28 protein-coding genes are annotated in these 24,663 nt (G+C 64.5%); 16 read left to right on the top strand and 12 right to left on the bottom strand.

The window, feature by feature from the left end; genetic code table 11:
* Window positions 1-118: 118 nt before the first annotated feature.
* From bfr to SB764_RS17135, 6 genes are all read left to right on the top strand, one after another.
* Window positions 119-598 carry a bacterioferritin gene (bfr, locus tag SB764_RS17160; protein ID WP_065061384.1) on the top strand — a complete coding sequence of 160 codons (480 nt, stop codon included), beginning with the start codon at window positions 119-121 and terminating at the stop codon, window positions 596-598.
* A 121-nt stretch (window positions 599-719) separates the two neighbouring features.
* Complete coding sequence (murI, locus tag SB764_RS17155; protein WP_065061383.1) at window positions 720-1,580, top strand: glutamate racemase; 861 nt, start codon at window positions 720-722, stop codon at window positions 1,578-1,580.
* Window positions 1,581-1,981: 401 nt separating this feature from the next.
* Window positions 1,982-2,233, top strand: coding sequence for a bacterioferritin-associated ferredoxin (locus SB764_RS17150; protein ID WP_065061382.1), 252 nt, complete (start codon window positions 1,982-1,984; stop codon window positions 2,231-2,233).
* 265 nt (window positions 2,234-2,498) lie between these two features.
* Window positions 2,499-3,233 carry an energy transducer TonB gene (locus SB764_RS17145; RefSeq protein ID WP_065061381.1) on the top strand — a complete coding sequence of 245 codons (735 nt, stop codon included), beginning with the start codon at window positions 2,499-2,501 and terminating at the stop codon, window positions 3,231-3,233.
* Between the two features lie 78 nt (window positions 3,234-3,311).
* Entirely contained in the window at window positions 3,312-4,040 is a 729-nt protein-coding gene (locus SB764_RS17140; RefSeq protein WP_074986410.1) for a MotA/TolQ/ExbB proton channel family protein, read from the top strand.
* 18 nt (window positions 4,041-4,058) lie between these two features.
* Window positions 4,059-4,478 (top strand): ExbD/TolR family protein, encoded by a 420-nt coding sequence (locus SB764_RS17135; RefSeq protein WP_065061379.1) that lies wholly within the window; start codon window positions 4,059-4,061, stop codon window positions 4,476-4,478.
* A 452-nt stretch (window positions 4,479-4,930) separates the two neighbouring features.
* Here SB764_RS17135 and SB764_RS17130 read toward each other — a convergent pair whose 3' ends face one another.
* A complete protein-coding gene (locus SB764_RS17130) occupies window positions 4,931-5,989 on the bottom strand; it encodes a LysR family transcriptional regulator (RefSeq protein ID WP_065061378.1) in 1,059 nt (352 codons plus the stop codon).
* Window positions 5,990-6,111: 122 nt separating this feature from the next.
* On the opposite strand from SB764_RS17130, the gene SB764_RS17125 reads away from it, so the two are divergent.
* The 4 genes from SB764_RS17125 (at window position 6,112) to hemP (ending at window position 8,554) form a co-directional block, all read left to right on the top strand.
* Window positions 6,112-6,993, top strand: a complete 882-nt coding sequence (locus tag SB764_RS17125) for a pirin family protein (RefSeq protein ID WP_065061377.1) — start codon at window positions 6,112-6,114, stop codon at window positions 6,991-6,993.
* Window positions 6,994-7,163: 170 nt separating this feature from the next.
* Window positions 7,164-7,562 (top strand): OsmC family protein, encoded by a 399-nt coding sequence (locus tag SB764_RS17120; RefSeq protein ID WP_065061376.1) that lies wholly within the window; start codon window positions 7,164-7,166, stop codon window positions 7,560-7,562.
* A gap of 45 nt (window positions 7,563-7,607) precedes the next feature.
* On the top strand, window positions 7,608-8,096 hold the full coding sequence (locus tag SB764_RS17115; protein WP_065061375.1) for an SRPBCC family protein: 489 nt from the start codon (window positions 7,608-7,610) through the stop codon (window positions 8,094-8,096).
* A gap of 194 nt (window positions 8,097-8,290) precedes the next feature.
* Window positions 8,291-8,554, top strand: coding sequence for a hemin uptake protein HemP (hemP, locus tag SB764_RS17110; protein WP_074986415.1), 264 nt, complete (start codon window positions 8,291-8,293; stop codon window positions 8,552-8,554).
* 470 nt (window positions 8,555-9,024) lie between these two features.
* Here hemP and SB764_RS17105 read toward each other — a convergent pair whose 3' ends face one another.
* The 6 genes from SB764_RS17105 to uvrB all read right to left on the bottom strand — a co-directional run bounded on the left by SB764_RS17105 (window position 9,025) and on the right by uvrB (window position 15,390).
* On the bottom strand, window positions 9,025-9,432 hold the full coding sequence (locus SB764_RS17105) for a GlcG/HbpS family heme-binding protein (RefSeq protein WP_065061373.1): 408 nt from the start codon (window positions 9,430-9,432) through the stop codon (window positions 9,025-9,027).
* Between the two features lie 140 nt (window positions 9,433-9,572).
* Window positions 9,573-10,991 (bottom strand): 4Fe-4S binding protein, encoded by a 1,419-nt coding sequence (locus SB764_RS17100; RefSeq protein WP_065061372.1) that lies wholly within the window; start codon window positions 10,989-10,991, stop codon window positions 9,573-9,575.
* Between the two features lie 10 nt (window positions 10,992-11,001).
* Window positions 11,002-11,847 (bottom strand): FTR1 family protein, encoded by an 846-nt coding sequence (locus SB764_RS17095; RefSeq protein ID WP_065061414.1) that lies wholly within the window; start codon window positions 11,845-11,847, stop codon window positions 11,002-11,004.
* 82 nt (window positions 11,848-11,929) lie between these two features.
* On the bottom strand, window positions 11,930-12,283 hold the full coding sequence (locus SB764_RS17090) for a cupredoxin domain-containing protein (protein WP_065061371.1): 354 nt from the start codon (window positions 12,281-12,283) through the stop codon (window positions 11,930-11,932).
* Between the two features lie 117 nt (window positions 12,284-12,400).
* Window positions 12,401-12,949: an iron transporter gene (locus SB764_RS17085; protein WP_065061370.1), complete on the bottom strand. Its 549-nt coding sequence runs from the start codon at window positions 12,947-12,949 to the stop codon at window positions 12,401-12,403.
* A 359-nt stretch (window positions 12,950-13,308) separates the two neighbouring features.
* Window positions 13,309-15,390, bottom strand: coding sequence for an excinuclease ABC subunit UvrB (gene uvrB, locus SB764_RS17080; RefSeq protein WP_074986421.1), 2,082 nt, complete (start codon window positions 15,388-15,390; stop codon window positions 13,309-13,311).
* A gap of 470 nt (window positions 15,391-15,860) precedes the next feature.
* Between uvrB and SB764_RS17075 the strand changes: the two genes are divergently transcribed.
* Window positions 15,861-17,060: an amino acid aminotransferase gene (locus tag SB764_RS17075; RefSeq protein WP_065061368.1), complete on the top strand. Its 1,200-nt coding sequence runs from the start codon at window positions 15,861-15,863 to the stop codon at window positions 17,058-17,060.
* A 143-nt stretch (window positions 17,061-17,203) separates the two neighbouring features.
* Here SB764_RS17075 and SB764_RS17070 read toward each other — a convergent pair whose 3' ends face one another.
* Both SB764_RS17070 and SB764_RS17065 read right to left on the bottom strand, forming a co-directional pair.
* Window positions 17,204-18,514: a DUF3734 domain-containing protein gene (locus tag SB764_RS17070; RefSeq protein WP_065061367.1), complete on the bottom strand. Its 1,311-nt coding sequence runs from the start codon at window positions 18,512-18,514 to the stop codon at window positions 17,204-17,206.
* A 15-nt stretch (window positions 18,515-18,529) separates the two neighbouring features.
* Window positions 18,530-19,333 carry a 3-hydroxybutyrate dehydrogenase gene (locus SB764_RS17065; RefSeq protein WP_183038243.1) on the bottom strand — a complete coding sequence of 268 codons (804 nt, stop codon included), beginning with the start codon at window positions 19,331-19,333 and terminating at the stop codon, window positions 18,530-18,532.
* On the opposite strand from SB764_RS17065, the gene SB764_RS17060 reads away from it, so the two are divergent.
* From SB764_RS17060 to SB764_RS17050, 3 genes are all read left to right on the top strand, one after another.
* Entirely contained in the window at window positions 19,320-19,682 is a 363-nt protein-coding gene (locus tag SB764_RS17060) for a hypothetical protein (RefSeq protein WP_410864133.1), read from the top strand. The two genes, SB764_RS17065 and SB764_RS17060, sit on opposite strands and share 14 nt — an antisense overlap.
* Complete coding sequence (locus SB764_RS17055) at window positions 19,679-20,650, top strand: potassium channel beta subunit family protein (RefSeq protein ID WP_065061365.1); 972 nt, start codon at window positions 19,679-19,681, stop codon at window positions 20,648-20,650. The genes SB764_RS17060 and SB764_RS17055 overlap by 4 nt, the downstream gene beginning before the upstream one ends.
* A gap of 243 nt (window positions 20,651-20,893) precedes the next feature.
* Complete coding sequence (locus tag SB764_RS17050; RefSeq protein ID WP_074986428.1) at window positions 20,894-21,739, top strand: 23S rRNA (adenine(2030)-N(6))-methyltransferase RlmJ; 846 nt, start codon at window positions 20,894-20,896, stop codon at window positions 21,737-21,739.
* 143 nt (window positions 21,740-21,882) lie between these two features.
* Here SB764_RS17050 and SB764_RS17045 read toward each other — a convergent pair whose 3' ends face one another.
* From SB764_RS17045 to cueR, 3 genes are all read right to left on the bottom strand, one after another.
* The gene (locus SB764_RS17045) at window positions 21,883-22,206 is read right to left on the bottom strand and encodes a hypothetical protein (protein ID WP_110328365.1); all 324 of its coding nucleotides are present in this window, start codon (window positions 22,204-22,206) and stop codon (window positions 21,883-21,885) included.
* A gap of 206 nt (window positions 22,207-22,412) precedes the next feature.
* Window positions 22,413-22,559, bottom strand: coding sequence for a DUF3563 family protein (locus tag SB764_RS17040; protein ID WP_074986432.1), 147 nt, complete (start codon window positions 22,557-22,559; stop codon window positions 22,413-22,415).
* A gap of 311 nt (window positions 22,560-22,870) precedes the next feature.
* Window positions 22,871-23,287, bottom strand: a complete 417-nt coding sequence (gene cueR / locus SB764_RS17035) for a Cu(I)-responsive transcriptional regulator (protein ID WP_065061362.1) — start codon at window positions 23,285-23,287, stop codon at window positions 22,871-22,873.
* 178 nt (window positions 23,288-23,465) lie between these two features.
* Between cueR and SB764_RS17030 the strand changes: the two genes are divergently transcribed.
* Together SB764_RS17030 and SB764_RS17025 are read left to right on the top strand one after the other, a co-directional pair.
* Window positions 23,466-23,669: a heavy-metal-associated domain-containing protein gene (locus SB764_RS17030; protein ID WP_221224594.1), complete on the top strand. Its 204-nt coding sequence runs from the start codon at window positions 23,466-23,468 to the stop codon at window positions 23,667-23,669.
* A gap of 13 nt (window positions 23,670-23,682) precedes the next feature.
* Window positions 23,683-24,612 (top strand): dTDP-4-dehydrorhamnose reductase family protein, encoded by a 930-nt coding sequence (locus SB764_RS17025; protein ID WP_410864130.1) that lies wholly within the window; start codon window positions 23,683-23,685, stop codon window positions 24,610-24,612.
* The last annotated feature ends 51 nt before the right edge of the window (window positions 24,613-24,663 follow it).

The following is a 24,663-nucleotide window of genomic DNA, read 5'->3' as shown; positions in this document are numbered from 1 at the left end:
TTCTCAGCACAAGCAAGTGTTTGATTTCAGCCGGGATTCGGCCTTGGCATTTGCGTATTGAGCGTTTATTGTTCGAACCAGTGTTTGAAAACCCACGCCCCACAAGGAAGGAAAGATCATGCAAGGCGATAAAAAAGTCATCGAGTATTTGAACGCGCAACTCAAGAATGAGCTCACCGCGATCAACCAGTATTTTCTGCATGCGCGCATGTACAAGCACTGGGGTCTCGAAAAACTCGGCAAGCATGAATACGACGAATCGATCGGCGAAATGAAGCACGCCGACTGGCTTATCGAGCGCATTTTCATGCTCGACGGCCTGCCCAATCTCCAGGATCTGCACAAGCTACTGATCGGCGAAGAGACCAAGGAAATCCTCGAATGCGATCTGAAACTCGAACAGATTTCGCAGTCGACGTGTAAGGAAGCGATTGTTTATTGCGAATCGGTTCGCGATTTCATTTCGCGTGAAATCTTCACGAAGATTCTCGACGACACCGAAGAGCACATCGACTGGCTCGAAACGCAAATCGACCTGATCGACAAGGTCGGCCTGCAGAACTATCAGCAAACGATGATGGGTTCGGTAGAATCCTGATCGCCCGGGCTCACGCGGCGCATCCGCAGCGATTGCGGGTGCGGCCCCCGAGCGCGGCGCGGCTGCTCTGTCCAGTCACGCCGTCCGCGAGCCCTGTTTCTTTTCCGGTTTCCCGACGCACTTGAACCTTCCGGCTTCCACTCGCGCCGCGCCCATCGGCATCTTCGATTCCGGTCTGGGCGGCCTCTCGGTGCTGCGCGCCGTGCGCGCGCTGCTGCCCGCCGAACGGCTCGTCTACGTGGCCGATTCGCGCTATGCGCCCTACGGCCAGCGCGACGACGACTTCATCGCCGACCGCACGCTCGCGATCGGCGAATGGCTGGTCGCGCAGGGAGCCAAGGCGCTCGTGGTGGCCTGCAACACCGCCACGGCGCAGTCCATCGAATTCGTGCGCGCGCGCCTGCCGATTCCGCTCGTGGGCGTGGAGCCGGGCATCAAGCCTGCCGCGCAGTTGTCGCGTTCGCGCGTCGCCGGCGTGCTGGCCACGCCGGTCACCTTGCGCAGCGCGCGCTTCCAGGCGCTGGTCGAGCGCCATGCCGCCGACCTGCGCGTGCTGAGCCAGCCGGGCTATGGCCTGGTGGAAGCGGTCGAGTGCTGCGACGTCGACTCGCCCGAACTGCTGCAACTGTTGCGCGGCTACGTCGAGCCCATGCTCGACGCGGGCGCGGACACGCTCGTGCTCGGCTGCACGCACTACCCCTTTCTCGACGCGGCTATTCGCTCGATCGTCGGCGAACGCATGACGCTCGTCGATACGAGCGTGGCCATCGCGCGCCAGCTCGACCGCGTGCTCGACCAGCACGGTCTGCGCGCCGACGCGCACGCGCACGAGTCCGCGAGTCCCACCGCACGGTTTTGCTCGACGAACGACGGCACGCACCTGCGCAAGCTCGCGGCCGCGCTGCTCGGCATCGAGTCGCAGGTGGAATGCGTGAGCATTCCGTCGCGCCGCACGCGCGAACTGGAACCCGACGCGGCCTGAATCGCCTTGGCCGCCTCGGCCAACCTCAATCTCCCTATCAACGACAGGGTCGATGCCGGCATTTCGCCGCCCGCGCTGCGTCCGTCCAAAAAATTTTCGCGCAGATCGCGCCCCTTTTCCGGACGAACAATCATCGCTCGCGCTGATGGGTCCCTCATCGCGACGCTTTAACCCCTCGCGCCGCGACGCCCACCAGGCACGGCTTTCCCGCCATCCGTCTGTCGCTTGACACGCATCGCACCCCGATTCGCCGACCGCCGGGCGGATCGCACCCTTGATCCTGAGCAGCCATTTCTCTGCTAAGCCCTGAGTTTCGTTACAAAAATTCCCTGCGCATGCTTGCCAAACGATCCAAACATAATGATAATAATTCGCATTAACTCTTTCTATTGCGCTCCATCATGATTGTTTGCGTGTGCAAGTCCGTCTCCGACCGGACGATTCGTGCCTCGATTGCCGAAGGCATGGACTCTTTCGACGAGCTGCAATTCGAGCTTGGCGTCGCGACCTGCTGCGGCAAGTGCGAAGAATCCGTGCGCGACGTGATGGCGCAAAGCGGCGTCTGTGCAAGCCGCTGCGGCGTGACCCGCCCGCAGGTGGCCGTCGTCCCGCACGTGGTGCCGATGACGTTCTACGAGCGCAAGGCAGCCTGAACAGCTTGACGGGCGCGCGCCCGCAGCTCGCGCGCGCCTTGCTTCATCGCTCGATCATCGAGCGCTTACCGCCGACAGCAAGCCAGTTTCTTGACCAGCCAGCTAGCGCCTGTTTCCTTTTTCCCGGAGGATGCCCGCTATGGAATTGCTGATCGGATTCGTGACCACCGTGTGCATCTCGCTGTTGATTTTTCGCCCATAAAGCTGCCTGTAGCGACGCGTTGCCCAGCCTGCGCGCCGTCGTCATCCGGGCGGCAACGCTAATATGCAGGCTACCCAAACCACCGCCAGCGCGCTTTCGTATCCCGCCGTCCGCACGAACCGCCGGGTCGTGACCGCGAGCGCGATCGTCATCGCGCTTCACGCCGCGCTCATCGCCGTCGTGCTCATGAAACGCGACGCCGTCACGCCGGTCGCGCTCGAATCGCAAACGATCACCGCCGAGCTGATCAAGCCCGAACCGGTTGCCGCACCCGCCGCGATCCAGTCCACGCCCACCCCGCCGCCGCCCAAACCGGTGCCGGTCAAGCGCGAAAAGCCCAAGGTCCAGCCCAAGCCGAAGCCCACGCCCACTCCGCCGCTGCCGGTCGCCGACGCGCCCTCGCAGCACGTCGTGGAAACGCCCGCTCCGTCACAGCCTGCGCCACCCGCGCCGACGCCGCCGGCTCCGGCCGCTCAGGCCGCGCCCGCGGTCGGCAAGCCGACCATGGCCCTGACGGCGCCGAAGAACGTGTCGCACCTGGAGTGCAACATCGTCAAGCCCGACTACCCGACGCTCTCGCGCCGCCGGGGCGAAACCGGCACGGCCTATGTCCACTTCGTGGTGGGCTTGACCGGAAAGATCGAGAATATCGAACTGAAGAAGAGCAGCGGCTACAGCCGTCTCGACGACGCCGCGATGGGCGCCATGCGCGACAGCTCGTGCAAGCCGTACCTGGAGGACGGCCAGCCCGTGCGCGCCGCCTACACGCAGCCTTTCGGTTTCACCCTCGACGATTGACGGCGCCCGGTGTATCGGCCGCGCCATCCGTCTGAATGAGAATCACAACGTTTAACGCATCGAATCAAGGAAAAAAGCATGCAGAGCTACGGTATCGCCCACGTTTGGGCGCAAGGGGATTTCGTCACACGCGGCATCGCGCTCGCGCTGTTGATCATGTCGGTGCTGTCGTGGTGCGTGATCGTCATCAAGGGCTGGAACGTCGCGCGCCTCAAGCGCCTCACGAAGAACGCCGAGCAGCAGTTCTGGCACTCGGACGACCTCGCCGACGGCGTGAAGAAGCTCGGCACCGGCACGCCGGAGGACAACCCGTTCCTCGCGCTGGCGCTCTCGGGCCAGGAAGCCGCCGATCACCATCACCAGACGCAACCGCATCTGCATGACCGCATGGACGTGTCGGACTGGGTCACGCGCTGCCTGAAGGACACGATGGACGAGTCGGTCGCGAAGATGCAAAGCGGCCTCGCGATCCTCGCCTCGATCGGCAGCACGGCGCCGTTCGTCGGCCTGTTCGGTACGGTGTGGGGCATCTATCACGCCCTGCTGACGATCGGCGCGACGGGCCAGACCTCGATCGACGCGGTCGCGGGTCCGGTCGGCGAAGCGCTGATCATGACGGCGTTCGGCCTGTTCGTGGCGATTCCGGCGGTGCTCGGCTACAACGCGCTCACGCGCGCCAACAAGACGATCGTCACGAAGCTCAACCGCTTCGCTCACGGCCTGCACGCTTTCTTCGTGACGGGCGCGCGCCTGTCGTCGACCACGGCGAAGAACGGCAACCTGCGCGTCGCCGCACGCAGCCACTAATTCGCGGAGGCAGCAAACATGGCGATGAGCCCCTTTGCCAGCGACGACGACGATGGCCTGATGAACGAGATCAACATGACGCCGCTCGTCGACGTCATGCTGGTTCTCCTGATCGTTTTCATGGTGACGATCCCCGTGATCCGTCACGCCGTGAAGATCGACCTCCCGCACGCGAGCAGCGTGAAGGAAGACACGAAGCCCGCGCAGATCAACGTATCGATCGAAGCGGACGGCACGGTGTTGTGGGACGGCAACGTCGTGAGCGACGACCAGCTCACGGCGAAGATTGCGGCCGCCGCGCAGCAGCAACCGCAGCCCGAACTGCATCTGAACGCCGATCGCAAGGTGCAATACGAAAAGGTTGCGCAGGTGATGTCGGCCGCGCAGAGCGGCGGTCTGACGAAGCTCGGTTTCGTGACCGATCCGGCGCATCACTGATGCGTTGATCTTCGCATCGTCGCAAGACGGAACGAAACCCGGAACGCGCGGCGCAGTTAGCCGCGCGTTTTTGTTTTCGGGCCTTGTTTTCAGGGCTCAAAAGTAAAAGGCCTTCATCGTCAGATGAAGGCCTTTTTTCGTGCGCACGCGGCGCATTCGGGCGGTGGCGACACTCCCCGACATTCGATCGGTTCACATCGGCACATGCGACTGCCGTGGTCGACACGGACTGCGCGTTCAGCCCTGAAGGCCCACTATGATAGCGGCCATCGAATCCCGCTCAAGACCGGTGCTTGGCGAGACGGCTTCAATATATGCCTCTCGCCGCACGCCTTCAAGACTTCGCCCATTGAAAGTAACGATTGCCGGCCGCGCTTAAATGCCAAAAGGCAAAGACGTGACACGCGCGCGGAAGTTCGCAAAGCTTCGATCGCCTTAAGGCGTCGCGCGCCTCAAGCCGTTTCGATATTGCTCGGCGACTTCGTGCGCGGCAGGCCGCCGGTCGAGAGCGAACTGCTGGGTCCCTGAATGGCCTGCCCCGCCTGATTCTGCGCGGCGAGCGCGGCGATCTCGCTGCGAAGCGGACATTCCTGCTGAAGACTCTTGTCGGCGTCGAGCACTTCGACGAGGTAATCGACGAACGCGCGCACTGCGGGCACCATGCCCTGACGCGAGAGAAACACCGCATAAAGCTGCGGCACCGGCAGCGTCCAGCCCGGCATCACCGGCGAGAGCTTGCCCGAGCGCAGCGCGGCGCCGTACATCATCTCCGGCATCGCGGCGATGCCGAGGCCCTGCAACGCGGCTTCGCGGATCGTCGTGAGGTCGGCGCTGATGAGGCGCGGCTCGTGTTCGTGCGCGTGGCGCGTGCCGTCCGGCGCGATCAGATGAAACACGTGACGGCCGTCGCTGGTGGGCGTGTCGAGCGTCTCGAAGCGGGACAGATCGTCGGGCGTGAGCGGCGGCGCGTTCTGCGCGAGCAGGCTCGGTGCGCCCACCAGCATCTGCTCCGTGCGCCACAGCGGACGCACCACGATGTTGGCGTTCTGCGGCGGTTCCGAGCGCACGCGCAAGGCGATATCGACCGAATCCTCGAACAGATCGATCACGCGATTCGTCACGCGCATCACCACCCGTACTTCCGGATAGCGATGCATGAATTCGGGAATGATCTGCGAAAAGATGGTCTGCGACAGCGTGACCGGCACGCTCACGCGCACCGTGCCGCGCGGCGAGGAACGCAGCGACTGCACGACGTTCACGGCGGCCTGCGCTTCGGCGAGCATGGCGCGGCAGTGCTGATAGAACAGTTCGCCCGCCTCCGTCAGCGCGAGCTTGCGCGTGGAGCGCTGCAACAGACGCACGCCGAGCGACGACTCCAGCTCACTCACGCGCCGCGACAGGCGCGACTTCGATATGCCGAGCACCCGTTCGGCCGCCGAGAATCCGCCGTGCTCCACCACCTGCGAGAAATACATCAGGTCGTTCAGGTTGTGCGAATCGATTTTCATGTCGTCGTTCCAGCGATGGGACAATCCATTGCGATCAGGCGGTCAAACAGGCCAAATCGGCTACCTATAATAGCGGTTTGTTTCGCATATCGCGCAATTCCCATTTTTCCGAGGTGATATCCATGCCGGCCATCCGCTCGATCGAACGCGTCTTTCCCGCGGTTCGCACCACCGAGGGCGGGGGATTCATCGTCCACCGCCCGTTCCCCACCCGTCAGTTGATGGATTTCGACCCGTTTCTGCTGCTCGACGAAATGGGGCCCACCGACTACGCGCCCGGCGCCGCCAAGGGCGCGCCCGACCATCCGCATCGCGGCTTCGAGACGGTCACGTACATGCTCGCGGGCCGCTTCGGCCACAAGGATTCGTCGGGGCAGTCGGGCACGCTGAATCCGGGCGACGTCCAGTGGATGACGGCCGGTGCGGGCGTGATCCACAGCGAGATGCCCGACCCCGAGTTCACGCGCACGGGCGGCCGCATGCACGGCCTGCAGCTGTGGGTGAACCTGCCTGCGCGCGACAAGATGATCGCGCCGCGCTATCAGGAAATGCCGCACGCGAGCATTCCGCAAGGGCGCTCGGCGGACGGCAAGGCCACGGTCAAGGTGATCGCGGGTGAATCGCTCGGCGCGCAAGCCGCGATCGAAACGCGCACGCCGATCCTCTATCTGCACTTCACGCTCGCGCCCGGCGCGCGCGTCGAGCAGCCGGTGCCGCACGCCTGGAACGTGTTCGCCTACGGTCTCGCGGGCAAGGCGCTGTACGGCGACCACGCTGAGCCGATCGACGCGCAGCATATGGTGGCCTTCGCCGGCGACGGCGAGACCGTGACGATCGCCGCGCCCGCCGACGCCACGGAGCCGGTCGAAGTGCTGCTGATCGGCGGACTGCCGCTCAACGAGCCGGTGGTGCGCTACGGCCCGTTCGTGATGAACACCGAAGACGAGATCCGCCAGGCCGTGCTCGACTACCAGGCCGGCCGCATGGGACGCATCTCGCACTGAGGCCGGCCAGCCGGTTGCCGGTTACGTCGGTCGCCGACCCCGGCCACCGACGCTAACCCGCAGGCTCACGCGCTTTTTGTCACAATGAGGTTTCACTGGCCGCCCGTCGCCCGCCGTATCGCGGGCGCCGCGGCCGTTCTCCGTTCAACCGTTCCGTTAGCGAGAAGCGCATGACCGATTCCGTAGTCACCGCACACATCGGCTCGACCAACTATCAAGTCCAGTTCGACGACGGCACCCACACCTGGATCGCCGACGAACCGGCCTCGCTCGGCGGCGGCGACCGCGGGCCCTCGCCCTTTTCGCTGCTGCTGTCGAGCCTGGGCGCCTGCACGTCGATCACGCTGAAGATGTACGCGCAGCGCAAGGAATGGCCGCTCGAAGGCGTGCGCGTGAAACTGTCGATGGAAACCGGCAGCGCGGGCACCACGATCGACCGCCAGATCGCGCTCGAAGGCCATCTCACGGAGGAGCAGCGCGAGCGCCTCCTGCAGATCGCGAACGCGTGCCCGGTGCATAAAGTGCTCACGAATACGATCACGATCCGCTCGGGGCTCGTCGTCGCCTGAAGGCGGCGCGCCCGGCGCACGGACATAGACACACAGGACGTTGCCTTGAATTTCGAACACCTTATCCAGATCAACGACCCGCAGAACCCGCTCGTCCTGCCGATGACACGCGACCAGCTCTGGGAAGGCCTCGTGCTGCGCGCCGAGCAGCCGCAGCTGTTCGTGATCGGCCTCGACGGCTGCACGATCCTCGCGCAGGAAGCCAACACGATGGAGCGCGAGCTGCATTACGGCCAGGCCACGGTGCGCGACCGCGTGACGTTCACGCTCAACGAGAGCGTGCGCTACGACATCCTGCCGACCGCCGAACACGTCGGCGGCTCGCTCACGATGACGATCGAGGAACCGGAGGAGGCGCAGCTGTTCCTGCGCTTCGAGTACCGCACCACCCTGCCGGCCGCCGAAAACGAGGACGATCGCCAGACCTCGGAGATCGTGAAGTCGGCGTATCGCGAGTCGGATATCGACACCGTGCGGCTGATCCGACAGTACGTGCAGGGGATGCCCGGCGAGCAGGACGCGCCGCTGCATTGAGAATTTTGCCGATGCACGACGCGCGCGCGGAGGTTGCCGGGCGCGCGTCGACCTTGTTTTTCAAGCCTTATTTCACGCGTCACGCATAAAACTATCGGCGCACGAATCCGATGAATTTATCGCAGTTGAAAATGGGAACGATTATCATTTAGAATTCATCCATCGAATCGAGACACACACAAGACGTCACGTTCATGACTGAATTCAACCGCTCATCGACACTCAGCCTGCGCCGCAACGGTTCCGCGCTGACCGGCTCGCGACCCGCGAAACCCGTCACTGCCGCTGCCGCCCGCAAGAGTGCCGACACCGCCAGCACGGCAGCACCGGCCAGCAGCGAGCGAACGCTCGACAGCACGGCCCTGCTGCAAGGCCGAAGCCATGTGAGCATCCTGCACAACGGCGAGACGTATCAGCTGCGCGCCACGCGTCTGGGCAAGCTGATTCTCACCAAGTGAGGCAGGCAGATTTGTTGTAGTACCGAGTATTGTGGGGACCGCCTCCATCGAGAGGCGTTGGGCAGTAGCCAGCAACGACGGCTTGCACGCGAGATCTAGACCCCTTCGTGCAGACATCCTTCAAGCCAGCCGTCACAGCAAGCCAAGCCATTTTTTTGTTCTCACCTGTGATGACGGAGCGGCGCGCAAAGCGTGCCCGCCCGAGGCGAGCGCCGCGGCATGGTCCGCGGCGTTTGTCATTTCTATGGGGTATTTTTTATGCCGCCTGGGGATGGCAGCCAGCGCTCGCCTGCTTGTTCGACTGTGTTGCTCGATACAGCGGCGATGCGTGAGCCGCGATTATAACCACAGCTCCGCTTCGCCGCGCGTAAACCCTGGCGGTTTGCTCGGTTACTCAGGTCAATCGTCGAGACGACTGCCGGAAACATCGATCGGCAGCCCTAAGCGAATCCGGACACGACCCGGCAATCTCACTCGATCCCGAGCGCCGCAATGCCGGCGCGCGCGATCTCCGCGTCCTGATCGGACTTCACGCCCGACACGCCCACCGCGCCGATCACGTCGCCATTCACGACGATCGGCACCCCGCCCTCCAGCATCGCCGTGAGCGGTGCGCTCAGGAACGCGGTGCGGCCCTGGCGGATCGCCTCTTCGTAGAGCCGGCTTTCGCGGCGTCCGAGCGCCGCCGTGCGCGCCTTGCCGGGCGCCATCTCGGCGCTGATCGGCGGCGCGCCGTCGAGGCGGCGCAAGAACAGCAAATGCCCGCCATCGTCGACGACCGCGATCGTCACGTTCCACTCGTTCGCACGGGCGTGCGCGGCAGCCGCGTCGGCTACCTTCGTCACATCTTCTTCGGTCAGAACTGCTCGCGTTCGCATACGTCTCTCCGAAAAGTCAAAAACCGGGTGGCAAAGGCCAACCCGGTTTTCGAGATTAACATCCGACGGCGCGCGGCGACACGCTGATCCCGCATATAGCGGCCGCGCGCGATGAAGCGCTTAGTGAACGCGCGCCACGATCAACGCGTCCAGCCCCAGAACATCAGCCACCACGCGCTGTCGACCACCGCCAGCGCGAGCGCGAAGCCCACGAAAGCGAGTCCGCGCTGCCAGAAACGCGCGCTGTAACGGCCCGTCACGCGCCACGCGAGCCACGCGCTCCACAGATTCGTGACGACGAGAATGCCGATGCGCACCTCGGTCGCCCAGTCGAGCGGCACGTGCTCGGCGCGCAGCAGCGAGAGCGTCGTGGCCGAGAGGCCGAGGAACACGCCCGCGCCCGCGAGCGGAATCAGCGACTGCGCGAGGTGATGCAGGCGACGCATCTCGAAGCGGCCGAGCACCGCGCTCGACGCCGCGAGAATCGCGAACAGCACCGTGCCGTAGATCAGCCCCGTCGTCATGATGTAGCCGACGATCATGGTGCCGTCGAGCCACGAGAACACGTCGTTCTGCGCCGGATAGTGCGTGAGCAGGAACCACGGCGCGTTGGTGTCGAGCGGCCAGGTGATGTCGCGGTCGATCAGCCAGCCCGCGAGCCACTGCTTGATGTCGATGAACCACGGCGAACCGGTCCAGTGGAACGCGCCGATCGCGATGCCAAGCAGCCCGTACAGGATCAGCGCCGTGTCCCAGCCGCTGGCCTGGCTGTCGCCGAGTTCGACCACTTCTTCCGCCGGCGAGCGCCACGTCAGCGCGATGGCGTCGCGGTGGCCGCTGCAGCGTCCGCACATGTGGCACTGCGCGGCGCCCTTCATGTTGCGCAGGGGCACAAGCGGCGCGCAGTTCACGGGGATCACGCGATGTCCGCCGTGCTCGCCGTGCGTGTACGAGTTGCGCCACGCGTCTTCGTCGACCTTGAAGCGGAACGGCGCGAGGCGCGCCAGAAGCGCAAAAACCCCGTTCACGGGGCAGAGGTATTTGCACCAGACGCGTTTCTCGCGTCCGTACAGGAATCCGATGATCATCGCGCCGAGCGTCGATCCGCCCAGCACCAGCAACACCGCCTTCGGGTACTGGTAGACGCTCACCATCTGACCGTAGATGGTGGTCAGGCCGAAGGCCACGAACGGCCAGCCGCCCCAGCGCATCCAGCGCGGAATCGCCCAGCCGCGCCCGAACTTGCTGGCGAACTCGGTGAGCGCGCCTTCGGGGCAGAGCACGCCGCACCAGACGCGCCCGAGCATCACCATCGAGAGCAGCACGAACGGCCACCAGATGCCCCAGAACACGAACTGCGCCGCGAGCGTGAGGTTGTTCCACAGGTGCGCCGTATCGTCGGGCAGCGGCATGACCGCGGGCACGAGAATCAGGAACGCATAGACCGCAACGACGACCCACTGCACGGCGCGGATAGCCGCACCGTGCCGTTGCATCCATTGGCCCGCCTGGGCCAGCTTGCCCCGCTTTTGCAGCGGCGGGGCCGATGCACAACTCATACTGCTTCCCTCATGCTGCTGTCCTTTTGGTCATGGCGGCGTGACGTCCGCTCGCGCGGCGCGCGAGGAACCCTACCACCAGCCAGTACACCGCGTAAGCGATCAGGTTCATCAGCGCCGGATGCGCACGATAACCCGTGAGCGTCGCGACGAGCGAACCGAAAGTGCTCGAATCGTCGAGGATCGCCGACGAATTCCACACCTGGTCGACGATGGTCGGCAGGATTTCCTTGTCGATCAGCTTGTCGACGCCCGTCTGAAACAGGCCCGCACCGAGGAACAGCAGCATGATCTCGGTGACGCGGAAGAAATAGCGCCACGAGAAGTACTTGCCGCCCAGCTGCAGAATATAGAACGTGAGGAACGCAAGGCCGAGACCGAGCAGCACGGCGACGTACTGGCTCGCGTCGACGTGGCCCGACTGGCCGAAGCCGAGACCGTAGAGGAAGATCACCGTCTCGCTGCCTTCGCGCGCGATGGCCAGCGCGACCAGCACCGTGATGCCCCACCAGTTCGCATCGCGCGTGCTCTTCTCGAGCGACTCTTCCATCTCGCGCTTGAGCGTGCGGCCGTGCTGCTTCATCCACAGCACCATCTGCACGATCAGCACGCAGGCGACCAGCACCATGCCGGTCTGGAAGTAGTCCTGGGCGTCGCCCGAGAGCACTTCGGTGAAGCCCACGAGCGCCGCGCCCAGCGCGATCGCCGCGAGAATGCCCAGACCCACGCCGGCCCAGAGATACGGCAGACCACGGCGCGCGTCGGCGTCGCCGTTCTTCAGCCACGCATACAGAATGCCGACCACGAGCAGCGCTTCCACGCTCTCGCGCCAGACGATGAACAATACCTGACCCATTCCTTGGCTCCTGCCGCCGGCACACGCGCCGGCCGCGTTCTTCACTTCATGACGATGACGGCTTCTGGCCGATCGAATCGCATCACTTCGCGACGATCACACCCTGCGCCTGCTGATGGAAATCGTCGAAAAACTTGTACTCGCCCGGATCGAGCGGCGCGATCACGACGAACGAATCCGCGCCCGGCGCCAGCACTTTTTCCTTGCGCAACTGAACGCTCTCGAATTCGGCCGCGCCCTTGCCCGTGTTACGCACCTCGATCTTGATGCGCTTGCCCGCCGGCACTTCGATGCGCGCGGGGTTCAGCTTGCCGTCGGTCATTTCGAGCTTGAACGTCGGCAGATCCTCGGCGTGCGCCACCGTGGCCACGCCCGCCAGCGACGCTGCAAAAGACGCGCTGAGCGCGAGCGCCGCAAACTTGCGAATTCCGGTCATGAGTCTTACCTGCTCCTTCGTGTCCTGCGCGCAGCGACTGCGCGCGACTCGGGGTCCTGCTGAATGCTTCGCGACGCGGCCCGCGCGACGACTGGCGCGCGCGGGCCGCATGCGGATTTAGTAACCGCCCTTCTTGCCGATGCCCGCGAACGGGAAATCGTATTCGATCGTGATGGGCTTGAACCACGGGCCCACGCCGGTTTCCTTGTCGACGTGACGGCCGAACGCCATGTGGCCCGTCTGCATCGGCGCTTCGACGATCAGCTTCAGGTGGTACTTGCCGGGACCGGCGAGCTTCACGTTGTCGCCGTAATGCGGGCCGTCGTTGGCGACCATCGGCATCAGGTCGCCCTTTTGCACGTAGCTCGAACCCGGTTTCGAGAGTTCGTAATGGACCTGCAGATACGGCATCCAGTCGCCTTCGGCAAAACCGGTCGGGTTGTTCTTGACCGCGTGGATGTCCGACTCGAGGTGGATGTCCGAGTCCGACGCCTTGCGCATCATGCCTTCCGGCTCCATGGTGATCGGCTGCAGATAGACCGCGCCGATTTCCATGCCGCCCTGGATGGCCTGCTTGCCGATCGGGTATTCGGCCGCCTGGGCCGAGAACGCCGCCGCTGCGGCCGCCATGACGACGGTGCCGCGCACGAAAGATTGGATCCGCATCGAAACTCCTGATTTTTTTATGAGTGATACCACCGAACCGACAACGCGCATCAACCTGAAAATGTTAATGCGAACAATTCTCAATAATGGCGGAGTTTAACACCGAAGCCAGTGCGGAACAATTTGTGGAAGCCAGAAAGCCCCATCGCAACAGGGTTTTAGCACCGTTACACACGTAAGCTTAACGGCGCCTTACGACTGGATCCGAATCTATTTTCGCGATACGGCGATCCGAAAGCCAATTGCAGGATTAAGCGAGGAAAACACTGAAACCGGCGCAAGCCAAAAAGAAAGCGCGCGATCAAAAACCCCGCGCGCCTTCGCCGGTTTTCCCTCGCGCCCGTCGCCAGGCGCCACGATCACGCCGGATGGTCGCCCACGTTCGCGCCGAACACGCGCTGGCGCAGCACGGCCAGTTGATCGCGCGTCTGCGCCGCCTTTTCGAATTCGAGGTTCTTCGCGTAGTCCATCATCTGCTTTTCGAGCTTCTTGATTTCCTTGGCGAGCTGCTTCTCGGACATATCCTCGAACTTCGCGCGCTCCTGCTCCTCGCGCAGCTCGGCGCGCGCTTCGTCCACGTTGTAGACGCCGTCGATGATGTCCTTGATGCGCTTGACCACGCCGCGCGGCACGATGCCGTGCTCCTCGTTGAAGGCCATCTGCTTCGCGCGGCGGCGTTCGGTTTCGTCGATCGCCTTGCGCATCGAGTCGGTGATGCGGTCGCCGTAGAGAATCGCCTTGCCGTTCACGTTACGCGCCGCGCGCCCGATCGTCTGGATCAGCGAGCGTTCGGCGCGCAGGAAACCTTCCTTGTCCGAATCGAGAATCGCCACCAGCGAGACCTCGGGAATATCGAGGCCCTCGCGCAGCAGGTTGATGCCGACCAGCACGTCGAAGGTGCCCAGCCGCAGGTCGCGGATGATTTCCACGCGCTCGACCGTGTCGATGTCGCTATGCAGATAGCGCACCTTCACGCCGTGATCGGCGAGGAACTCCGTGAGCTGCTCGGCCATGCGCTTGGTCAGCGTGGTGACCAGCACGCGCTCGCCCACCGCCACGCGCTCGTTGATCTCGCCGAGCACGTCGTCGACCTGGGTGGACGCCGGCCGCACCTCGATCACCGGATCGACGAGGCCCGTGGGCCGCACCACCTGCTCGGCGATCTGGCCCGTGACGCGCTTCTCGTAGTCGGCGGGCGTTGCCGACACGAAGATCACCTGGCGCATCTTGCGCTCGAACTCGTTGAACTTGAGCGGCCGGTTATCGAGCGCCGAGGGCAGACGGAAACCGTAATCGACGAGATTTTCCTTGCGCGCGCGGTCGCCGTTGTACATGCCGTTGAGCTGGCCGATCAGCACGTGCGATTCGTCGAGGAACATCATCGCGTCGGGCGGCAGATAGTCGACCAGCGTCGGCGGCGGCTCGCCGGGCATCGCGCCCGAAAAGTGCCGCGAGTAGTTCTCGATGCCCTTGCAGAAGCCCAGTTCCTGGAGCATTTCGAGGTCGAAGCGCGTGCGCTGTTCGAGGCGCTGCGCCTCCACGAGCTTGCCTTCGGTGTGGAAGAACTCCAGCCGGTCGCGCAACTCGGTCTTGATGGTCTCGACGGCGCGCAGCACGGTCTCGCGCGGCGTCACATAGTGCGACGACGGATACACCGTGAAGCGCGGAATCTTCTGGCGCACGCGGCCCGTGAGCGGATCGAACAGTTGCAGCGTTTCCACTTCATCGTCGAAAAGCTCGACGCGCACGGCCATTTCGGCGTGCTCGGCGGGGAAGATGTCGATGGTGTCGCCGCGCACGCGGAAGGTGCCACGCTGGAAATCCTGCTCGTTGCGGCTGTACTGCATGGCGATCAGGCGCGCGATGACGTCGCGCTGGCCGAGCTTGTCGCCCTGGCGCAGCGTGAGAATCATCTGGTGATACTCGGACGGATTGCCGATACCGTAGATCGCCGACACGGTCGCGACGATCACCACGTCGCGGCGCTCCATCAGGCTCTTGGTCGCCGACAGCCGCATCTGCTCGATGTGCTCGTTGATCGACGAATCCTTCTCGATGAAGAGATCGCGCTGCGGCACATAGGCTTCCGGCTGGTAGTAGTCGTAGTACGAGACGAAGTACTCGACGGCGTTGCGCGGAAAGAACTCGCGGAACTCGGCGTAGAGCTGCGCGGCGAGCGTCTTGTTCGGCGCGAACACGATGGCCGGACGGCCGAGGCGCGCGATGGTGTTCGCCATCGTGTAGGTCTTGCCCGAGCCCGTCACGCCGAGCAGCGTCTGGAACGAGAGGCCGTCGCCCACGCCTTCGCAGAGCGTCTCGATGGCCGTCGGCTGGTCGCCGGCCGGCAGGTAGGGCTGATAAAGCTGGAACGGCGAGCCTTCGTACTGGACGAATTTCGACTCGTCGAGCGCGGGCGCGTCGGCCACGGAATGGTCGGACATGGGTGACATCCTGTGCGCGGAGCAAACAACTATTCTAGCGTCTCGCCCGATCTTGCCGGGGGGCGAGCCTTGGGGGCGCCTGCCGGGTCTTGCGGGGCGCGACGGCGCGGCTGCGGCGTGCGTTCCGGAACCGTTTTCGCCATCGGCAAAAGGCAAGCGGAGAGCTGACAGAAGGAACAGATGGGGCGTCGCAGGCGCCGCTGCAAGGGCCGCGCCGCACGCTGCGGCGGAAATTCACGCGCGGGCGCGGCGGCTGCGACATCAGGTGCAGACCAAATGGCCCCGCTGACGTCGCAGTCGGCGGAAATACGGCCGGCGGATTCGTTACAATAGCGAGTTGCGTGGCCGGCTGCCCGGCGCTCGTCGCTCGCGAGGAGCGCGCCAAAGAAGTCCCGAATCTGCCGAAGTACCGGCGAATATCGGCAGCGTGTGGTCCACCGAGCTTCTCCCTTCACTTTTGCCGAACCATCATGTCCCTCTTTTCCGCTGTCGAACTCGCCCCCCGCGACCCGATCCTGGGTCTGAACGAAGCCTATAACGCCGATACGCGCGCGACCAAGGTGAACCTCGGTGTGGGCGTGTACACCAACGAGGACGGCAAGATTCCGCTGCTGCGCGCGGTGCGCGATGCGGAAATGGCCCGCGTGGAAGCCGGCCTGCCGCGCGGCTATCTGCCGATCGAAGGTATCGCCGCCTATGACGCGGCCGTGCAGAAGCTGCTGCTCGGCGACGACTCGCCGCTGCTGGCCGCGGGCCGCGTCGTCACGGCGCAGGCGCTGGGCGGCACGGGCGCGCTGAAGATCGGCGCCGACTTCCTGAAGCGCGTGAACCCGAACGCCAAGGTTGCGATCAGCGACCCGAGCTGGGAAAACCACCGCGCGCTGTTCGAAAGCGCCGGCTTCGAAGTCATCGCCTACCCGTACTACGACGCGCAGACCAACGGCGTGAACTTCGAAGGCATGCTGAGCGCGCTCAACGGCTACGCCGCGGGCACGGTCGTCGTGCTGCACGCGTGCTGCCACAACCCGACCGGCGTCGACCTCACGATCGACCAGTGGAAGCAGGTGATCGAAGTCGTGAAGGCGCGCGAGCTCGTGCCCTTCCTCGACATCGCCTACCAGGGTTTCGGTGACGGCATCGCCGAAGACGGCGAAGTCGTGCGCCTGTTCGCCGCTTCGGAACTGAACGTGTTCGTGTCGTCGTCGTTCTCGAAGTCGTTCTCGCTGTACGGCGAGCGCGTCGGCGCGCTGTCGATCATCACGAGCAGCAAGGAAGAATCGACGCGCGTGCTGTCGCAACTCAAGCGCGTGATCCGCACGAACTACTCGAACCCGCCGACGCACGGCGGTTCGGTGGTCGCCGCCGTGCTCGGCTCGGCCGACCTGCGCGCCATGTGGGAAGCCGAACTCGGCGAAATGCGCAACCGCATCCGCGCGATGCGCACGGGCCTCGTCGAACGCCTGACGGCGGCCGGCGTCGACCGCGACTTCAACTTCATCAACGTGCAGCGCGGCATGTTCTCGTACTCGGGCCTGACGGCGGCGCAAGTCGACCGCCTGCGCGAAGAGTTCGGCATCTACGCCGTGAGCACCGGCCGCATCTGCGTGGCCGCGCTGAACACGCGCAACCTCGACGCCGTCGCGACCGCCGTCGCCGCCGTGCTGAAGTAAGCGTGCCGAAATAAGCGATTCGCCTCGATGCGCCGTTTTCGGACGGCGCGTCGAAGTGAGACGAAAAAGGCGTCCGTTCGCAAGAACGGACGCCTTTTGTTTGGGCGCAGACTACTGCGCCTGCCTGAGCGCAAATCGCGCGTTCAACCGTGCCCGTGCATATCGCGATGGATATCGTGCGTGACGAAGCCCGAATCGTTATCGGGTTTGTCGAGCCACCCCGGTTGCCCGAGCGACGCGCGGATGTCCTGCAAGCCGCTCGTCCAGTGCTCGCGCATCGTCGAAATGCCGAACTGGAAGTCCTTGAAGTGGCCTTCGTACTCCTTGTGCCGGTAGATCAGGTGGATCACGTTGTACTTCTTCGAGCACGAGAGTTCGTCCGCCAGCTCGATCCACCTGTCCTGCCGATGCTCGGGCGCGACGCGCTCCAGCACCTCGCGCAGCACGTGCCGGAAACGCTGCGAGCGTTGCAGCATGTCGGTGACCATCCGCGTGCGGCTCGAATACTGGATGTCCTTCATGCGGCCCTGCACGTCGGTGATGTTGTCGGGCACCGGACCGCGCGCGCTCCATAAATCGACCTGAAACGCGAGCGTGTCGCGCCGCGGCGTGGTCTGAATCACCTCGTAGAGCGGCGTGTTCGACATCAGACCGCCGTCCCAGTAATACTCGCCGTCGATTTCCACCGCCGCGAAACCCGGCGGCAACGCGCCCGACGCGATGAAATGCTCGGGGCGCAGCGTGGTGGTCGAATTGTCGAAGTAGACGAAGTTGCCCGTGCCCACGTTCACCGCGCCCACCGAGACGCGTATTTCGCGCGAATTGATGCGGTCGAAATCGCAGAGCCGTTCGAGCGTGGCCTTGAGCGGCGTGGTGTCGTAATAGCTCGCCTTGCCCGGCTCGCCCGCCGCGGTGGGCAGCGGCGGCGGAAAGCGCGGCGTGAAGAAGCCCTTCTGCCCTTCGATCACCGCACCCGCCGCCTGCAAGGCCGTGAAGCTCTTGCGCACGGCGTCGCCGGAATTGAACAGCGCGTGCTCGATGAAGGCCGGCAGCGGCGGACTCCACGCGGGCTGGCAGATCGTCTCCCAGAACTCGCGCAGACGCGCCACGCGATGCTCGGGCGCATTGCCTGCGATCAGCGCCGTATTGAGCGCGCCGATGGAAATGCCCGCGATCCAGTTGGGCGCAATGCCCGCCTCGAACAGCCCTTCGTACACGCCCGCCTGATACGCGCCGAGCGCACCGCCGCCTTGCAGCGTGAGCGCGACCGTCTCCCATTGATCGGAGTCGCTCGCGCAGCGCGAGACGCGCGGGTGCGCGCCGGAACGGGGAGCGGTTTCAGCGCCCGCCTGTACGCCTGCCGGTTCGCCAACCTGTGCGCCCGTGGCGGCGCGCAAGCCGGTTGCGTCGTCGACGGCGCTCGACTGCGCCTGCCCTTTCTTGCGTTGCGCCATGACCGGCCCTCCGCGTTACTGCATGAACCAGCCGTGACTCACCACGAACGACTGCCCCGTGAAGGCCGCCGTGGGGAATGCCGAGAGGAACAGCACCGTTTGCGCGACGTCCTCGACGGTCGTGAAGATGCCGTCGACGGTGCCGCCAAGCATGACGCGCTTGACCACTTCCTCTTCCGAAATGCCGAGTTCCTTGGCCTGCTCGGGAATCTGCTTTTCGACCAGCGGCGTGCGCACGAAGCCCGGACAGACCACATGCGAGCGCACGTTGTGCTTGCCGCCTTCCTTCGCGAGCACGCGCGCGAGGCCGAGCAGCGCATGCTTGGCCGCCACGTAGGCCGACTTGAGCGGCGACGCTTCGTGCGAGTGCACCGAGCCCATGTAGATCACCACGCCGCCGCGGTCGTCCTTGTACATATGCTGGAGCGCGGCTTTGGTCGTGAGGAACGCGCCGTCGACGTGAATCGCCTGCATCTTCTTCCAGTCGGAGAACGCGTAATTCTCGATGGGATTGACGATCTGAATGCCGGCGTTCGAAACGAGAATGTCGATCGAGCCGAATTCGGCGGCCACGCGGTCGATGCCCTGATTGACGGCGTCTTCGTTGGTGACGTCCATGGCCACGCCGATCGCCTTGCCGCCCGCGCCCTTGATCTCTTCGGCGACGGCGTCGGCGCCGCTCTGGTTAAGGTCGGCGATGGCGACGGCCGCGCCCGCCTGGGCGAGCGTGAGTGCGATCTGCTTGCCAATACCGCTGGCCGCGCCGGTAACGACCGCGACCTTGCCATCGAGCTTCGAATTCAGAGTGAGAGACGACATCGAGCACCTCCAGGAATGGGACAACGACGTAGAAGAGATGAGACCTCGACGCGCGCATACCGTCAAACCTGTCGAATGGCTTAAGCGTTTTCCTGCATTTGCCCTACGCCATCCGGCCGGATGTTGCGCCGCGGCCAACCGCGCTATTGTGCATGAAGCCGCGTGTCGCAAGCGTCGATCTGGACAAGGCGGCGCAGGCTTGCCGCAGCGCATCGTCGCGCGCAGGCACGGCGGCGGTTCGACCATCCATGCGGTCCGGCTGTTCAACCGCTTGCACAACGCCGCGCGCGCTCAGCGCGGCGCGCGCGATCGTGCTAATTTGGCGAGCTCAACAAGGAGGCGTTCATGAACTATCGGCGACTGGGCCGCTCGGGCCTGCAGGTTAGCGAACTGTCTATCGGCTCGTGGGTCACGTACGGCAATCAGGTCGATCGCAATCTCGCGCGCGAGTCGCTCGCCGCGGCGCGCGATGCGGGCGTCAACTTCTTCGACAACGCCGAGGTCTACGCAAGCGGCAAGTCCGAGGAAATCATGGGCCAGGCGCTCAAGGAACTCGCCTGGCCGCGCGTGAGCTACGTGGTCTCCACCAAGTTCTTCTGGGGCTTGAACGAAGCGCCCAATCAGTACCACACGCTCAATCGCAAATATCTGCTGAATGCCATCGACGAATCGCTCAAGCGGCTGCAGCTCGATTACGTCGACCTCGTGTTCTGCCACCGCCCCGACCCGAACACGCCGGTTGAAGAAACCGTCTGGGCGATGAGCGACATGATCACGCGCGGCAAGGCCTTGTACTGGGGCACGTCGGAATGGAGCGCGGAGGAAATCCGCGCCGCGTGGGAAATTGCCGAACGGCATCATCTTCACAAGCCGGTCATGGAACAGCCGCAGTACAACCTGTTCCATCGCCGCCGCGTGGAAGACGAATATCGCCGCCTGTACGAAGACATCGGCCTTGGCCTCACCACGTGGAGCCCGCTCGCCTCGGGGCTGCTGACCGGCAAGTATCGCAGCGGCGTGCCGTCGGACAGCCGGGCGCAACTGCAAGGCTACGACTGGCTGCGCAAGGAAGTCACCGACGCGGACAAGAACGCCATCGTCGGCAAGCTCGCCGACTTCGCGAAGGAACTCGATTGCACGGTCGGCCAGCTCGCGCTCGCGTGGATCCTGAAGAACCCGCACGTGAGCACGGTCATCACAGGCGCGTCGCGCGTCGAGCAGATCGGCGAGAATATGAAGGCGCGCGATGTGGCCGAAAAGATCACGCCCGAAGTGAAGGCGAAGATCGAGGCGATCGTCGGCGAGCATTACGAGTAAGGCGGCAACTCAGCCTTTGGGCCGGGCCGCGCTGCACGACGCTGTACAATACGCGGCCTCGCCGGCATGCCTCGTTCCCGAAGCACGTGAAACGCCGCCGGCGCGCATCGCCAGCGGCGCGTCCCGAAAGAGCTTGCTCGAAAGAAGCTCTCGAAAGAACCTGAGCGCCGCCGTTTATCGTTTCACCGCCATTGGCGCGCAAGTGCGCGCGCCGGTCGCCACCTTCCTCGCGTCCGCCCCAACATGCTGAGCTACCGCCACGCCTTCCACGCCGGCAATCACGCCGATGTCCTCAAGCACGCCATCGTCGTGCAACTGCTGCAGTACCTCGGCAAGAAGGACAAGGCCTACTGGTACATCGACACCCACGCGGGCGCGGGCGCCTATGCGCTGCGCGAGGGCTACGCCACCAAGAATGCCGAATTCGACACGGGTATCGGCAAACTCTGGGGTCGCAGCGACCTGCCGCCGATGCTTTCGGATTACGTCGACGAAGTCGCGGCGCTCAATCCCGACGGCAATCTGCGCTTCTATCCGGGTTCGCCCTATCTCGCGTGGCGTCTGATGCGCGAGCAGGACCGCATGCGTCTGTTCGAGCTGCACAGCACGGAAATCGACGTGCTGCGCCATCGTTTTCACGACGCCGGCCGCCGCGTGATGATCTACGCGGGCGACGGTTTCGACGGCATCAAGCCACTTCTGCCGCCGCCGCCGCGCCGCGCGCTGGTGCTGATCGACCCGTCGTACGAGGACAAGCGCGATTATTCGCGCACGATCAAGTGCGTCGAGGATGGACTGCAGCGCTTCGCGACCGGCACCTACGCGGTCTGGTATCCGCAGGTCACGCGTCCCGAATCGCAGCGCTTTCCCGAGCAGCTCAAGCGTCTGCAGGACAAGAACTGGCTGCACGTCTCGCTGTCGGTGAAGCGTCCGCCGCACGATGGTTTTGGTCTGTTCGGCAGCGGCATGTTCATCGTCAACCCGCCGTACACGCTGGTCGCCGCGCTCAAGGAAACAATGCCCTGGCTCGTCAAGACGCTCGGCGAGGACGACGGCGCGCAATTCAAACTCGAATCGCGCGGCGATTGATGCCTGGCGACTAACGCCAGGCACCTGACGCCTCGCCCCTGACGCCAGACGATTTCACGCGGCATGCCCGTTCGCGGCATGCCCACTCGATTCATCCCGCTACTTACCGCACCTTGTTGCGCCCTGTTGCGCTTTATTGCGCTTTATTGCGCAGGCGCGTACTGCTGCTGCGCGGGCCGCGGACGCGGCGGCCGCCCGCCCCCGCCACCCGGCACTTCCACATACGGCGCGACGATGATCGGCTGCTGATTATTGGCATCCGGCGACGGTAGCTGCTGCATCGGCACCATCTGCGACTGGCCGAGCGGCGCATTCTGCAACACGATGCCCTTCTGGCCGTCACTGATCCCATGCTGCGTATCGAGGATCAGCGGCTGTCCCGCCTGCGCGCCGGCGCTGGTCAATGCGCCAAGCGTCACGAGCACAATCGCGCACACGGAATGGTGAAAAAAGCTGACTGGCGCCATGAACGTCCCCCGGTAGAAGAAAGCGACTCCACTGTGTTGTCGGCTTGTCGCAAAAAAGACTTTACCTTACCGCGGTGGGAAGGCTGAGACTGCCTTCATCGAAGCGTTTCAGACACGGAGCGCCGGAGCACCAGAACGCCGGACCGCAGAAATGACAAAGCCCCGCCAGGGCGGGGCTTGCGACAGCGCAGATTGCCTGCGGCTGCTTACAGCGAGTAGCCGTTCGATTCGAGCGAGCGGATACGCTGTTCGAGTTGCACGATGTCCGACGAGGAAGCGAGATACGCTTCGCGGCGACGACGTTCGGCAGTTTCAAACCAGGTGCTCAGCTTTTCAAGAAGGTACGCAAACATGATGGTGTTCTCCAAGGATCGGTCGTATCCCCGGTGGATTTGCATCAGGGATTACCCTCGTAAGGGATAACCCGCATTATAGCGGTTGCACCTGACTTTACCAGTGAATTGCTCGAATGCGGTGCATTCCAATCTGGAATGATGCGCCGCGCGTATTTGGCAACTTAATGATTTATCGACACATTTCTTGCATGGATCGGATCAGGGCGGAGTCGGGCGACACTTTTAGCACCGACATGGTGCAAAAAAGCTCCCCCGGCGAGTCGGTTGCGACAATTTGCCTGCGCGGGTTGCACCCTCGGTTGCGGCGCTCAAGCCGCGCCAGTCTGCTCCACCGGCTCAGGATCGGCGAGGCGCTCGATGATCGGGCAGTCGGGCCGATCGTCGCCGTGGCAGTGCGCGGCCAGATGGCGCAGCGTGTCGCGCATCTGCGTGAGTTCGGCGATGCGCTGGTCGAGTTCGGCCACGTGCTCCATTGCGATTGCCTTGACCTCGGCGCTCGCGCGCGAGCGGTCGTGCCAGAGCGCCAGCAGGCGGCGGATATCGTCGACGAGAAAACCCAGACGCCGCGCCTGCCGGATGAAGCGCAACGCGTGCACCTCCTCCATGCCGTACACGCGGTAGCCCGATTCCGTGCGCGCCTTGGGCGCGAGCAGGTCCACGCTCTCGTAGTAGCGGATCATTTTCGCGGTGACGCCCGAGGCGCGCGCCGCTTCGCCAATGTTCATGCTGCTCTCCTGCCGAATTGTCATCGATGTATCGATGCTACACCTTCCCACGATGGGAAGGTCCAGCGCTCGCCGGCAGTCCCGCCGATGAGCGCCTGGCCCCCACTGGCATAATCCGGCACAGGCCGCATATGTCTTTTGTCTCCTCCGTTCCGTTCACTCAGCAAAGGAAAACATCATGATCCAGTTCAACGTCGAAGGCATGAGCTGCCAGCACTGCGTCGGCGCCGTCACGCGCGCGATCCACGAGCAGGACGCCGCCGCCCAGGTCCAGATCGACCTGGCCGCGGGCCGCGTGAGCGTCGAATCGACCCAGAGCGCCGACGTGCTCAAGGCCGCCATCGACGAAGCCGGCTACACGGTCAAGAGCACGGCGGCCTGAGGCCGGGCGCGCCATGTTCAAGGTCGCCGTCATCGGCGCGTCCGGCCTGCTCGGACGCGCGCTCGTGCGCGAACTCGACGCCGAAACCGGCTGGCAGGTCGTGCAGACCGCGCACAGCCGCGTGGGGCCGCGCCAGGTCGCGCTCGACGTGCGCGATGCGCAAGCCGTCGCGGCCTTCGTCGCGCGTGAAGCGCCCGATGCCATCGTGATCGCCGCCGCCGAGCGACGCCCCGATGTCTGCGAGCACGATCCCGCCGCGGCGCGCGCGCTCAACGTCGACGCGGTGCGCAGCATCGCCACGGCGGCGAAAGCGCGCGGCGCGTGGGTGCTGTCGATCTCCACCGATTACGTGTTCGACGGCACGCAGCCGCCTTATTTGCCGGATGCCGCGCCGAATCCGCTCAACGCCTACGGCCACAGCAAGCTCGAAGGCGAGCGCGCGCTGCTCGACGCGAGCGACGATGCGCTCGTGCTGCGTCTGCCGCTGCTGTACGGGCCGATCGTCGACTGGAACGAGTCGGCGGTCACGAGCCTCGTACCGGCGATCCGCGCGGCGGCAGCGACTGCGAACGCCGCGGCCAAACCGGCGCCGATGGACGCGTGGGCCACGCGCTATCCAACTTTCACGCCCGACGTGGCCGTCGTGATCCGCGAACTGCTCACGCGCTGTGCGGATGGCGAGGCCGTGCGCGGCATCGCGCAATGGTCCGGCGACGAGCCGATGACCAAGTACGACATCGCGCAACGCATCGCGCGCGCGCTCGGGATCGAGGCGCAGTTGATCGCGCAGACGCAACCCACGGACGCGACGCCGCGTCCGCGTGACTGTCATCTCGATTCGGGCCGCCTCGAAGCGCTCGGCATCGGGCGGCGCACGCCGTTCGACGCGGGCATCGGTGCAGTGCTCGATGCGTTCGAGCGCGAGCACGGCGGCAAAAACTGACCTCGGCGGAGATGCACGCAGCACAGCCAGGCTGCGAAGCGCGCATCGCCC

Origin of the sequence: Paraburkholderia sp. SIMBA_027, from assembly GCF_046535315.1 — a bacterium.
Taxonomy (GTDB): Bacteria; Pseudomonadota; Gammaproteobacteria; order Burkholderiales; family Burkholderiaceae; genus Paraburkholderia; species Paraburkholderia tropica.
This window is presented reverse-complemented; position numbering and strand designations above follow the sequence as displayed.